This is a genomic window from Microbacterium sp. Leaf161 (assembly GCF_001423645.1).
Taxonomy (GTDB): domain Bacteria; phylum Actinomycetota; class Actinomycetes; order Actinomycetales; family Microbacteriaceae; genus Microbacterium; species Microbacterium forte.
The window spans coordinates 412755-425019 of sequence record NZ_LMOW01000002.1 but is presented as its reverse complement, the minus strand read 5'-3'; the positions used below and the strand labels follow the sequence as shown (position 1 = coordinate 425019).

Sequence of the window (12265 nt, the reverse complement as noted above, 5' to 3'; positions counted from 1 at the left end):
TTTGCTGCGGCTCGACGCGGAGCACCTGCTGCGTCCTGTGCAGATCGGCGACGGCGCTGCGCTGGCGAGAGCGTATTCAGCGAACCGAGAGCATCTCGCACCGTGGGAGCCACTCAGGTCTCCGGACTTCTTCACCCCGGAGTGGCAGGAGTTCCACGCCGAGCAGTGCGTGTTGGAAGCGTCCGCCGGACGGAACATCCGCTTCGTGATCGAGTCGACCGATGGAGAGATCCGCGGACGGATCAATCTCAACAACATCGTCCGAGGTGCGTTCTGGAACGCAGATCTGGGCTACTGGATCGATAGGACTCGTCTCCGTCGCGGTCTCGCATCCCGCGGGGTGCACCATGTCGCCGCGTACGCGCGGGACGAGGTGCGATTGCACCGCCTGCAGGCAGCCACCCTGCTGCACAACTCCGGTTCACAGCGTGTCCTCGCAGACAACGGCTTCGAGCGCATCGGCATCGCTCCGCAATATCTCCGGATCGCGGGCGAGTGGCAGGACCACCTGCTGTTCCAACTGCTGCTGGACGAGCCGCTCAGCGAGCCTCGGGAACGTCCTTGATCATGTTGGTGATCCGGATCGTCGAGCACCGGCGGCCCTGATCGTCGGAGACGACGATCTCGTGCACCGTGATGCTGCGTCCGAGGTGCACGGGCGTGCACACACCGGTCACCACGCCGGACGTCGCCGACCGGGTGTGCGTCGCGTTGATGTCGACACCGACAGCCAGTCGCCCGGGGCCCGCGTGCAGGTTGGCGGCCATGGATCCCAGCGACTCGCCGAGAACCACATAGGCGCCGCCGTGCATGAGACCGACGGGCTGCGTGTTGCCCTCCACCGGAAGCGTGGCGACGCACCGCTCGGTGGTGAACTCGAGGAACTCCATGCCCATCTTCTGAGCGAGCGCGCCCATTCCACGGGCTGTCGCCCAGTCGAGTCCTGCACTGGTCGCGGTGTCGCTCATGGTTCCTCCTCAGCGGGTGTCTGTCGTCCTCGTTAGGCTGACAGGGTGACGGACTCCGCAAAGCCTACCCTCATGGTCGTCGACGGCCATTCGCTCGCCTATCGTGCCTTCTTCGCCCTCCCGGTCGAGAACTTCACGACCAAAGACAATCAGCACACGAACGCCATCTACGGCTTCCTGTCCATGCTGGTGAATCTCATCAAGGCCGAGCAGCCGACGCACATGGCAATCGCATTCGACACCTCGCGTCATTCGTTCCGCACCGACCAGTACCCCGAGTACAAGGCGACGCGCTCAGAGTCGCCTCAGGAGTTCCGCGGCCAGATCCCGCTGCTGCAGGAGTGCCTGGCCGCGATGTCGATCCCGGTCCTCACGAAAGAGGGGTTCGAAGCCGACGACATCCTCGCCACCCTGTCGACCCAGGGGGCCGAGCAGGGATACGACGTCCTCGTCGTCTCCGGCGACCGCGACACGATCCAGCTCGTCACCGATGATGTGACGCTGCTCTATCCCTCGGTGCAGGGCGTCTCACAGCTCAAGAGGTACGACCCCACGACCGTGCAGGAGCGCTACGGAGTGCGCCCCGAGCAGTACCCCGACATCGCCGCCCTCGTGGGCGAGACCAGCGACAACCTGCCCGGTGTGCCCAAGGTCGGCGAGAAGACCGCCGTCAAGTGGCTCACGCAGTTCGGGTCCCTCGATGATCTGCTCGAGCGAGCCGAGGAGATCAAGGGCGTGGTGGGAGGAAACCTCCGCGACCACATCGAGGACGTGCGGCGCAACCGCAGACTCAATCGCCTGCTGACCGACGTCGAGCTGCCGGTCGCTCCCGACGACCTCGCGGTCGCACCGATCGATGCTCAGGCCGTGCGCGACATCTTCGCTCGCCTCGAGTTCCGCACCCTTCTGCCTCGGGTGTTCGAGGCCGTCGGAGCGGGCGAGGTCGCCGACGACCCGACGACGACGGTGGTGCTGCCCGAGCCGACCCAGGTCAGTGCGGCGGAGTTCGTCAGCTGGGCCGAAGCGCAGAAAGACGACATCGCTGTGCGGCTCGTCGTGCAGGGTGGGGCTCCGACGAGGCTCGGTGCCGCGTCCGGGGACGAGCTCCGTGAACTCGACTGGAACGACGAGGTCGTCGAAGCCCTGCGGCCGTGGCTCGAGTCCGCGAGCCCCAAGGTGCTCCATGACGCGAAGCCCCAGGTGAAGGCTCTGCTCCGCCTGGGGGTGCGAATGAACGGCCTGGCCTATGACACGAGTCTGGCGGGATGGCTGCTGCGTCCGAGCTTCCCCGACAAGACGCTCGGCGACCTCGTCGAGCGCTACCTCGGCGAGAAGCTGCCGGAGGCAGACCCGACGCAGCTCGTTCCGGAGACCGAGGGCGCAACTCCCTCGCAGGAGGCCTGGTTCGCGCTCCGTGTCGCCGCCGCGCTGCGTGAGGACATTCCCGAATCCGTCGCCACCGTGCTCACCGACATCGAGCTGCCGACGCTGCTGACCCTGGCCGACATGGAGGTCGCCGGTGTCGCGGTGTCGCACGACGTGCTGTCGACCTTCTCCGGCGAGCTGGCGACGCGCGCCGAGGGTCTCGCTCAGGAGGCGTTCGGCATCGTCGGTCGCGAGTTCAATCTCGGCTCTCCGAAGCAGCTCCAGGAGGTGCTGTTCGACGACCTGCAGCTGCCCAAGACCCGCAAGACGAAGACCGGGTATTCCACGGATGCCGCAGTGCTCGCCGACCTGCAGGAGTCCCACCCGCATCCGTTCCTCGGCCTGCTGCTGCAGCACCGCGAGGCGACGAAGCTGCGCCAGATCATCGAGTCGCTCGACACCGCCATCCAGGACGATCACCGCGTGCACACGACGTACGTGCAGACCGGCAGCCAGACCGGACGCCTGTCGAGCACCGACCCGAACCTCCAGAACATCCCGGTGCGCACCGAGGAATCACGTCGCATCCGCAGCGCCTTCCAGGTGGGAGAGGGCTACGAGTCTCTGCTCACCGCCGACTACTCCCAGATCGAGATGCGGATCATGGCACATCTCTCGGGCGACGAAGGTCTCATCGAGGCGTTCAACAGCGGTGAGGACCTGCATCGGTTCGTCGGTGCGCGGGTGTTCGGTGTCGAGCCGAGCGAAGTGACCTCGGCGATGCGCACGAAGGTGAAGGCGATGTCGTACGGGCTCGTCTACGGCCTCTCGGCGTTCGGGCTGTCGAAGCAGCTCCGCATCGAGCAGTCCGAGGCGAAGCAGCTGATGGTCGAGTACTTCGCTCGGTTCGGAGCGGTTCGCGACTACCTGCGGGCATCCGTCATGAAGGCCAAAGAGGTCGGCTACACCGAGACCATCTTCGGCCGCCGCCGCCCGTTCCCCGACCTTGCGAGCCCGAACCGCGTGCTTCGCGAGAACGCCGAGCGTGCAGCGCTCAACGCCCCGATCCAGGGAAGCGCGGCGGACATCATGAAGATCGCACTCCTGCACATCCACGAGGACCTGAGGTCAGAAGGTCTCAGCTCGCGCGCACTGCTGCAGATCCACGACGAACTCGTCGTCGAAGTGGCACCGGGGGAGTGGGATGCGGCGGAGCGGATCGTGCGGACCCGCATGGGCGACGCAGCGGACCTCACCGTGCCTCTCGACGTTCAGGTCGGCCGCGGACACGACTGGAACGAGGCCGCGCACTGAGGCTGGCCGACGCGTCGTGACGGCTGCGACGCAGAGCTCGGCCACGCGGCACATCGATATCCTGCGCCGGGGGTGCGGGGCTACGCTGGAGGGATGACTTCAGCTCCCCGCACTCCGTCTGCCATCGACAAAGTCGCCGATGAGTGGGTCGACACCATCGCGGTGCTCGCCCCGACGCTCGGCACCTACATCGGCAGAGACGAGGTCAACGACCGTTTCGGCGATCTGAGCCCCGAGGGGCACGAGCAGATCGCATCTGCAACGCGAGCGACGCTCGCGAAGCTGCAGGCACTCGACCCGGTCGACGCGATCGACGAAGTCACGAAGACCGATCTCTCGGCAGAGCTCAGCCTGGATCTCGAGCTGCACGACGCGAAGTGGCACCTGCGAGACCTGAACGTCATCGCTTCAGCGCCGCAGGACGTGCGGTCGGCCTTCGATCTGATGCCGACGGCCACAGCCGACGACTGGAGTGTCATCGCGACGCGTCTCGCTGCGGTGCCCGACGCGCTCCGCGGATACACCGAGACGCTCCGCGCGGGCATCGCCGCCGGAGTCACCCCCGCTCGGCGCCAGGTGGTGGAGGTCGCCACGCAGATCGACCGCTACACGGCCGACGACGGGTTCTTCGCCGCATTCGTGGCCGAAGCGACTCCTCAGGAGGGCAACCTCCCCGCATCCCTCGCTCGCACTCTGGCCGACAACTCCGCTGCGGCGCGGGTCGCGTACGACGAACTTCGCAGCTTCCTGGCCGAGGAGCTCGCTCCCGTCGCGACGGAGGTCGATGCCGTCGGACGAGAGCTCTATGCGCTGAACTCCCGTCGCTTCCTCGGTGCCACGATCGACCTCGATGAGACCTACGAATGGGGCCGCGAGGAACTGGCCCGCATGGTCGCCGAGCAGACCGCGATCGCGAACGAGATCCTCCCCGGCGCCTCGGTCGAAGAAGCCGTCGCCCACCTCGAGGCCGATCCCGCTCGCAAGCTCGTCGGAACAGACGCTCTCCAGAAGTGGATGCAGGAGACGAGCGACCGCGCCGTCGCAGAGCTCGGCGCCACGCACTTCGACATCCCCGAGGCGATTCGCACTCTCGAATGCATGATCGCGCCGACGCAAGAGGGCGGCATCTACTACACCGGTCCGACCGACGACTTCTCGCGTCCGGGCCGCATGTGGTGGTCGGTTCCCGAGGGCGTCACCGAGTTCGACACATGGCGCGAACTGACGACGGTCTATCACGAGGGCGTCCCGGGGCATCACCTGCAGATCGCGCAGGCCGTCTACAACCGCACCGAGCTCAACTCGTGGCGGCGACTGCTTGCCAGCACCTCGGGCCATGCAGAGGGTTGGGCGCTGTACGCCGAGCGTCTGATGCAGCAACTCGGCTACCTCGACGATCCGGCCGACCGATTGGGCATGCTCGACGGCCAGCGGATGCGCGCGGCCCGTGTCGTGCTCGACATCGGAGTGCACCTCGGCGAGCCGCGTCTCGATGGCGACGGCACCTGGGACGCCGACTACGCACTCGACTTCATGCGCAAGAACGTGAACATGTCCGATCAGTTCGTGCAGTTCGAGGTCAACCGCTATCTCGGCTGGCCGGGCCAGGCGCCCTCCTACAAGGTGGGTCAGCGCATCTGGGAGCAGGTGCGAGACGCGTATCAGGCAGAGCGGGGCGCGGACTTCGATGTGAAGGACTTCCACAAGCGTGCTCTCGACATGGGCGGGGTCGGACTCGACACACTCCGAACCGCGCTTCTGTCGCGCTGAGGGAATGCGCCGACCGGATCCGCTGTTCATTCAGCTGAATAGAAAGGGCTGACATGAGCATCGAGTTCGGGCTGGACACCTTCGGCGACATCACGAGAGGCGACGACGGCGAGCTGCTCACCGGCGCGCAGACGATTCGCAACATCGTCGAGCAGGCGGAGCGCGCCGACAGCGTCGGTGTCGACTTCTTCGGCGTGGGGGAGCACCACCGCACGGAGTTCGCCGTGTCGGCACCGGAGATGGTGCTCGCCACCATCGCGGGTCGCACGAAGAGCATCCGTCTCGGAACCGCCGTCACCGTGCTGTCCTCGGATGACCCTGTTCGCGTGTTCGAACGCTTCTCCACCCTCGATGCCCTCTCGAACGGACGAGCCGAGGTCGTGCTCGGCCGGGGCTCTTTCATCGAGTCTTTCCCGCTCTTCGGCTACGATCTCCGCGACTACGACGCCCTCTTCGAGCAGAAGCTGGAACTCTTCGTCGAACTCCTCAAAGAGCAACCGGTGACCTGGTCGGGATCGATGCGTGCCTCGCTCGAGAACGCGAACGTCTTCCCGAAGACGGAGAACGGTCTGCGCACCTGGGTCGGGGTGGGCGGCAGCCCTGAGTCCGTCGTGAGGGTGGCACGTCACGGTCTCGGCCTCATGCTCGCGATCATCGGAGGCCCTGCCGGTCGCTTCCGTCAGTTCGTGGATCTCTACCACCGTTCGGTGGCATCCTTCGGCACGACCTCGCACCCGATCGCCGTGCACTCGCCGGGCCACATCGCGGACACCGATGAGGAGGCATGGGAGGCCGCATACTCCGGGGTCGAGGCGATGAACAACACCATCGGTCGCGAGCGCGGATGGCCCCCGTACAGCCGGGCACGCTTCCAGAACGACGTGGGACCTGCGGGAGCTCTGTATGTCGGGTCACCCGATCGGGTCGCGGCCAAGATCGCCGACACCGTCACGACGCTCGGCCTCGGCCGCTTCGACATGAAGTACGCCACCGGCACGCTGTCACACGACGCGATGATGCGCAGCATCGAGCTCTACGGCTCAGAGGTGATCCCGCGGGTGCGTCGGCTGCTCGCCGACCGCGACTGACGCACGTGCTCGGCAGTGCGCACGTCACATCTACGATGTAGCCATGGCCAACACCGCGCTGCCGAGCCGGGCGTCGATCGCCGGGCGTCTCGATGAGCTCCCGTTCACGCGTCGTCACCTGCGTCTTCTCACCGGCTCAGGGGTCGGCTGGGCTCTGGACGCGATGGACGTCGGACTCATCTCGTTCATCCTCGCGGCTCTCACCCAGCAGTGGGGTCTGACGAAGACGGATGCCGGATGGATCGCATCGGTCGGCTTCATCGGAATGGCGATCGGCGCGACTCTCGGCGGCCTCCTCGCCGACAGGCTCGGGCGGCGCCAGGTCTTCGCATTGACGCTGCTGATCTACGGCGTCGCCACGGGCGCGAGCGCACTCGTGAGCGGTCTCGCCGCGCTCCTCGTGCTGCGATTCCTCGTCGGACTGGGTCTCGGCGCCGAGCTTCCCGTCGCTTCCACGTATGTGAGCGAGTTCGCGCCCGCTCGCATCCGGGGCCGGCTCATCGTCATCCTCGAGGCCTTCTGGGCGCTGGGGTGGACGGCGGCCGCCCTGATCGGATTCTTCGTGATCCCCGCATCCGACGACGGCTGGCGCTGGGCTTTCGCACTCGGCGCGATCCCCGCCGTCTACGCCCTGATCGTCCGGTGGGGGCTTCCGGAGTCGCCGCGGTGGCTTGCCTCGCGCGGCCGCATCGCCGAGGCCGATCGGATCGTGGCGACCTTCGAGGCTGACGCGGGTGTCGAACCGGCGCCTGCGATCAGGAGAGAGCCGGCGTCGCGCGCGATCGCCGTCACCACCCGCGCGCGATTGACCACGCTGTGGAACGCGGAGTTCCGGGTTCGCACCATGTGCCTCTGGCTCGTCTGGCTCTGCGTGAACTTCGCGTACTACGGCGCGTTCATCTGGATCCCGAGCATCCTGGTCGATGCGGGATTCGATCTCGTGCGGTCCTTCGGGTTCACTCTCATCATCACCCTCGCTCAGCTGCCGGGCTATGCGGTCGCCGCGTGGCTGATCGAGGTGTGGGGCAGGCGCACGACGCTCTCGGTCTTCCTCGTCGGATCGGCCGTGTCGGCCGTCTTCTTCGGGACATCGACGACCGAGGCAGCCATCATCGCCTCGGGCATGGCCCTGTCGTTCTTCAATCTCGGCGCCTGGGGCGCGCTGTACGCCGTGACTCCCGAGATCTACCCGACCTCGTTGCGGGGCACAGGAGCGGGCTGGGCGGCGGGAGTGGGACGCATCGCGTCGATCGTCGCCCCGCTCGCCGTGCCGGTCGTGCTCGTCGCCGGGGGAGCACCGGTGCTGTTCGCGGCGTTCGGCGCGTGCTTCGTCGTTGCGGCAGGAGCGGCATGGGGCTTGGTCGATCGCGGGGGAATGGCTCTCGACGACCGGTGATCGCCTCAGTGTCCGCGCGCGGCAATAGGCTGTCGAGGTGACAGAAGTGCGTTATGTGGCCATCGGAGATTCCTTCACCGAGGGAGTGGGTGATCTTCTGCCCGACGGCCGTGAACGAGGGTGGGCCGACCTCGTGGCCCAGGGCTGGGCCGATGCCGCCGGTCACCCGATCAGCTACGCGAATCTCGCGATCCGCGGCAAGCTGGCCTGGCCGATCGTCGAGCAGCAGCTCGAACCCGCGCTCGCGCTGCGTCCGACGCATCTGTCGTTCAACGGCGGCGGCAACGACATGCTCCGACCGAGGACCGACCTCGAGCACATCGCCGACGCATTCAGTCGAGTACTGCGCCGGTGCGATGAAGAGGGCGTCACACTGATCCTTCTCTCCGGTGCGAATCCGAGTGGGCAGCTTCCGATGGGGTCGCTCGTGCAACGTCGCGGCGACCTGCTCTCCGATGCAGTGCTGCGCCGGGTCGAGGGTCGCGACGACGTCGTGCGCGCACTCAACTGGCCCGATCGAGAGCTCGCCGATGCGAAGTACTGGTCCGAGGATCGGCTCCACATGAACGCCGCCGGTCACCACCGTGTCGCCGCGCGGGTGCTCCACGGCCTGGGTTTCGAGCCTCCGTCGACGTGGTGGTCTCCGACCGCTCTCACGGCCGGCGGGCCGGTCGGCCTCGCCTACTACCGAGAATTCGTGGGCCCCTGGGTCAGACGGCGCGTCACCCGCACCTCGTCCGGTGACGGACGCGAGGCGAAGTACCCCGACTGGGTCGAGAGAGTTCCGCAGGCGTGACCGACATCGAGATGCGCCGCATCACAGGCGGCTCGGTCACCCTGCACGACGCGCGTCGCAAGGTCGAGCGCACCGTCGCCGTCGAGGACTTCGAGATCGGAGTGTTCCCGATCACCGAAGAGCAGCTTGCGGAGATCCTCCCCATCGCGTCACGGCATCCGCGGCGACCCGCAGTCGATGTGAGCTGGTTGCGCGCGATCCATTTCTGCAATGCCGCCTCCGAGTGGGAGGGGCTCGACCCGGTCTATCGGTTCGACGGCGAAGACGTCAGCTGGGATGCGACGGGCGACGGCTATCGACTGCCCACCGAGGCCGAGTGGGAGTACGCCTGCAGGGCGGGTTCGGTCGGTCCCCACTACGCGCCTCTCGCCGATGCCGCCTGGACGAGCGGCGATGCGGTCTCCACCCCGCAGGATGTCGGTGGCAAGCTGCCGAACCTGCACGGCCTCTTCGATACGCTCGGCAACGCGTGGGAGTGGTGCTGGGATCTTCTGGACCCGGCCCGCTATGGCGACTACCGCGTGTTCCGTGGTGGCGGATTCGCCGACGATACGTGGAGCGTCCGAGCGTCCGTGCGGCGAGGGGGAGCGCCCCGGATGCATCATGAGGATGTCGGCCTGCGGGTCGCCCGAGGAGCCTTCGACACACCCGATGAGGCGCAGGGCTGGTCAGCGCGAGCCGATCGCGAGCGGGCGGTCGTCGACGGTCCCGTGCCCTTCGGCTGGACGCCGTTGAGGCGACCCGGCCGCTGACGTCATCCTCGGTCGATCAGCTTCACCATGTAGTGGTTCGGATCGGCAGACGGCGCGAAGCCGTACTGCGCGTAGAGGCCGCTCGCGGTGCTTGTGGCGAGCATGATGCGCTTGACGGTCGATGATTCGCGAAGGTCCTCCAGCACACCCTCGACGAGCATCTTTCCGACTCTGTGCCCTCTGGCCTCCTGGTCGACGAACACGTCGCACAGCCACGCGAAGGTCACGCCGTCGGTCACGACGCGGGCATACCCCACCTGCCGATCGCGGTCGTCGCGGATCGAGTAGTTGCGCGACGCGTCGATCGCGGTATCCTGGGTCGCGCGGCTACGGCCCTTCGCCCAGTATGACTCCTCGCTCAGCCAGCGGTGCACCAGGCCACGGTCGATCAGGGCAGGGTCATTCGAGAAGGTGAAGCTCGTGGGCATGAGCTTCATCCTAGAAGCAGTCAGCGACGCCTCTCGGGATCCAGGCCCATCCTGATGCGCGTGCGCTTGCGCTCGATCAGGATGAAGGTGACGCCGAGGATCCAGAGCGGGATGGGCATGAGGAACGCGACACGGAAAGCCTCCAGCGAGTACGTCTCCGGCGTGCCCGCACCCTGCAGGTCGAGGGCGAGGCCGATGAGGAAGATCGCGATCAGAGCGGCGATGAACCCGCCCGCGTTGGTCACTCCGGTCGCGGTGCTCAGGCGGTGCGACGGATTGTGTGTGCGGGCGTGGTCGAAAGCGATCATGCTGGCCGGGCCACCCGTCGCGAGAGCGACGGCCAACACGTAGAGCAGCCAGAGTGGAGCCGGTCCGGGCAGAGCGATGACGGCCATCCACGCGACGAACTGCACCCCGACGGCAGGCAGGACGAGTGCGAGCGAACGCTGATTGGGCAGACGGCGCGAGAGGTCGCCGATGATGGGACCGAGCGCCATTCCGGCGACCACGTACACCGAGATGATGCCCGCCGCGTGCGCAGTGTCGAGGCCCTGGGCCGCGGTGAGGAACGGCATTCCCCAGAGCAGGATGAAGGCGGTGCCGGCGAACGGCGTGGTGAAGTGCGACCAGAAGGCGAGTCGGGTGCCGGGGTGCGCCCATGCGGCTCGGATACCCACGCCTGTATCGATCGCCGAGGTGACCACACGGATCACGCCGGTGTCGGTGTTGACAGTCACATCCGCACCACGCTCAGCAGGGTGATTGCGGATGACGAGCGCGACGAGGATCGTGAACAGGACGCCGAGCCCCGCGACGCTGCCGAAGGTGATCGTCCACGTGGTCGCATGCAGAAGCGCTGCGAGCGGGACGAGCGCGATCAGCTGACCCGCCTGACCGATGATGCCGGTGAACTGCACCATGATCGGTCCTCGCTGCGCGGGGAACCAGGTCGCCACCAATCTCAGCACGGCGGGGAAGATCGCCGCGTCACCTGCGCCGAGAAGGATGCGGGCGAAGATCGCGATCCCGATGCCGGGGGAGAGGGCCATCGTGAGCTGGCCCGCTGCCATGAGCAGCATACCGATCGTCATGATGGGGCGGGAACCGAAGCGGTCGAGCAGGATTCCGATGGGGATCTGCATCCCGCCGTAGACGGCGAGCTGCACGACGGCGAACAGGGCCAGAGTCGACGCATCCGCCTCGAATCGATCGGCGGCCTCTATTCCGACGGCGCCGAGCGACGTGCGGTTGGTGATGGCGAGAACGTAGGCGGCGACACCCACGCCCCAGATGAGCCAGGCTCTCCATCCCGGGCTGGTCACGGGGGAGCGGGGAACCTGTTGCACTCCTCCCACGGTACTCCTCGTGGGAGAACCTCCCGACGCACGGACGGCTCGAGCATGGGGTGCCGGATGTCCGATGCTCTCGATACCGTGGCCGCATGACACCTGTACCCGTGCACCACTCCATCAACTACGTCGAGCTCGTCGTCAATGATCTCGAGACAGCCAAGCGCTTCTATCGAGATGCGTTCGGGTGGGTCTTCGTGGACTACGGTCCCGCCTACGCGGGTATCGCCTCACTGACCGGAGACGGCTCGGAGGTCGGCGGTCTGCTGCTCTCCGACCAGGGGCGTCCGCCAGGTGGGCCGCTCGTGCTGCTGTACTCCGACGATCTCGACGCCACGCAGAGGTCGATCACCGACGCGGGCGGCGCAGTGGTCCAGGGGCCGTACGAGTTTCCCGGTGGGCGGCGACTGCACTTCATCGACCCGAGTGGCAACGAGCTCGGGGTCTGGGCTGCGCGGTGACGACAGAATGAGTGTGTGACGTCTCGTCCTCATCCTCCGTATGACGAGCTCCGTCGGTCGCTACGCGTCCGTGCATCGACGTGGGATGACGCGGACACGACCGCGGTGAGTGAACTCGTCCGCACGTATCTGCTGCAGACCGAGGCGGAGAAGGTCGAGTATGCCGAGGCATCGCCTGCAGGGCTGCCAGCGTTGCCGCCGAGTTACGAGGCCGAGGTGGCCGATCCGGTGGTCGCCTACGGGGACTGCACCACCCTGCTCGCAGTGACCGAGCAGGGGCCCGTCGGTGTGGTGATCGTAAGGGTCGATGGGGGAGAGGCCGAGATCAAGCGACTATGGGCAGATCCGAACCTCCGTGGACGTGGTCTCGGATCCGCGTTGCTGGATGCTGCACTGGCGCTGACAACAGGACGCGTCCGGCTGTCCGTCTGGGAGTGGCGGGCGCCAGCGATCAGGCTCTACGAATCTCGCGGTTTCGAACGCGTCGCGTCGTGGGACGACCGAGAGGGGCTCATCTGCATGGAGAGACCCGCAGAAACTTAGACCTTGCGCTAACTATTTGCGTGATCAATACTTAT

12 protein-coding genes are annotated in these 12265 nt (G+C 66.8%); 9 read left to right on the top strand and 3 right to left on the bottom strand.

Annotated elements, in window-relative coordinates:
- Nucleotide 1: 1 nt before the first annotated feature.
- Nucleotides 2–565 (top strand): GNAT family N-acetyltransferase, encoded by a 564-nt coding sequence (locus ASF87_RS14800; protein WP_056376872.1) that lies wholly within the window; start codon nucleotides 2–4, stop codon nucleotides 563–565.
- On the opposite strand, the gene ASF87_RS14795 is transcribed toward ASF87_RS14800, so the two are convergent.
- Nucleotides 540–968 (bottom strand): hotdog fold thioesterase, encoded by a 429-nt coding sequence (locus ASF87_RS14795; RefSeq protein WP_056376870.1) that lies wholly within the window; start codon nucleotides 966–968, stop codon nucleotides 540–542. The two genes, ASF87_RS14800 and ASF87_RS14795, sit on opposite strands and share 26 nt — an antisense overlap.
- Nucleotides 969–1013: 45 nt before the next feature.
- Here ASF87_RS14795 and polA point away from each other — a divergent pair, with 45 nt between their 5' ends.
- The 6 genes from polA to ASF87_RS14765 all read left to right on the top strand — a co-directional run bounded on the left by polA (nucleotide 1014) and on the right by ASF87_RS14765 (nucleotide 9449).
- The gene (gene polA / locus ASF87_RS14790) at nucleotides 1014–3647 is read left to right on the top strand and encodes a DNA polymerase I (protein WP_056376868.1); all 2634 of its coding nucleotides are present in this window, start codon (nucleotides 1014–1016) and stop codon (nucleotides 3645–3647) included.
- A gap of 93 nt (nucleotides 3648–3740) precedes the next feature.
- Entirely contained in the window at nucleotides 3741–5417 is a 1677-nt protein-coding gene (locus tag ASF87_RS14785; protein WP_056376866.1) for a DUF885 domain-containing protein, read from the top strand.
- A 53-nt stretch (nucleotides 5418–5470) separates the two neighbouring features.
- Nucleotides 5471–6505 carry an LLM class flavin-dependent oxidoreductase gene (locus ASF87_RS14780; protein ID WP_056376864.1) on the top strand — a complete coding sequence of 345 codons (1035 nt, stop codon included), beginning with the start codon at nucleotides 5471–5473 and terminating at the stop codon, nucleotides 6503–6505.
- A gap of 43 nt (nucleotides 6506–6548) precedes the next feature.
- Nucleotides 6549–7901: an MFS transporter gene (locus ASF87_RS14775; RefSeq protein WP_056376863.1), complete on the top strand. Its 1353-nt coding sequence runs from the start codon at nucleotides 6549–6551 to the stop codon at nucleotides 7899–7901.
- A 46-nt stretch (nucleotides 7902–7947) separates the two neighbouring features.
- Nucleotides 7948–8697 carry an SGNH/GDSL hydrolase family protein gene (locus ASF87_RS14770; RefSeq protein ID WP_056376860.1) on the top strand — a complete coding sequence of 250 codons (750 nt, stop codon included), beginning with the start codon at nucleotides 7948–7950 and terminating at the stop codon, nucleotides 8695–8697.
- 11 nt (nucleotides 8698–8708) lie between these two features.
- On the top strand, nucleotides 8709–9449 hold the full coding sequence (locus tag ASF87_RS14765; protein ID WP_056377080.1) for a formylglycine-generating enzyme family protein: 741 nt from the start codon (nucleotides 8709–8711) through the stop codon (nucleotides 9447–9449).
- Nucleotides 9450–9451: 2 nt separating this feature from the next.
- Here the strand turns inward: ASF87_RS14765 and ASF87_RS14760 are convergent, their stop codons facing one another.
- Complete coding sequence (locus ASF87_RS14760; protein ID WP_200933763.1) at nucleotides 9452–9877, bottom strand: GNAT family N-acetyltransferase; 426 nt, start codon at nucleotides 9875–9877, stop codon at nucleotides 9452–9454.
- Nucleotides 9878–9897: 20 nt separating this feature from the next.
- Nucleotides 9898–11223: an MFS transporter gene (locus tag ASF87_RS14755; protein ID WP_056376856.1), complete on the bottom strand. Its 1326-nt coding sequence runs from the start codon at nucleotides 11221–11223 to the stop codon at nucleotides 9898–9900.
- A 95-nt stretch (nucleotides 11224–11318) separates the two neighbouring features.
- Here ASF87_RS14755 and ASF87_RS14750 point away from each other — a divergent pair, with 95 nt between their 5' ends.
- A complete protein-coding gene (locus tag ASF87_RS14750) occupies nucleotides 11319–11687 on the top strand; it encodes a VOC family protein (RefSeq protein ID WP_056376854.1) in 369 nt (122 codons plus the stop codon).
- 105 nt (nucleotides 11688–11792) lie between these two features.
- On the top strand, nucleotides 11793–12230 hold the full coding sequence (locus tag ASF87_RS14745) for a GNAT family N-acetyltransferase (protein ID WP_056377078.1): 438 nt from the start codon (nucleotides 11793–11795) through the stop codon (nucleotides 12228–12230).
- The last annotated feature ends 35 nt before the right edge of the window (nucleotides 12231–12265 follow it).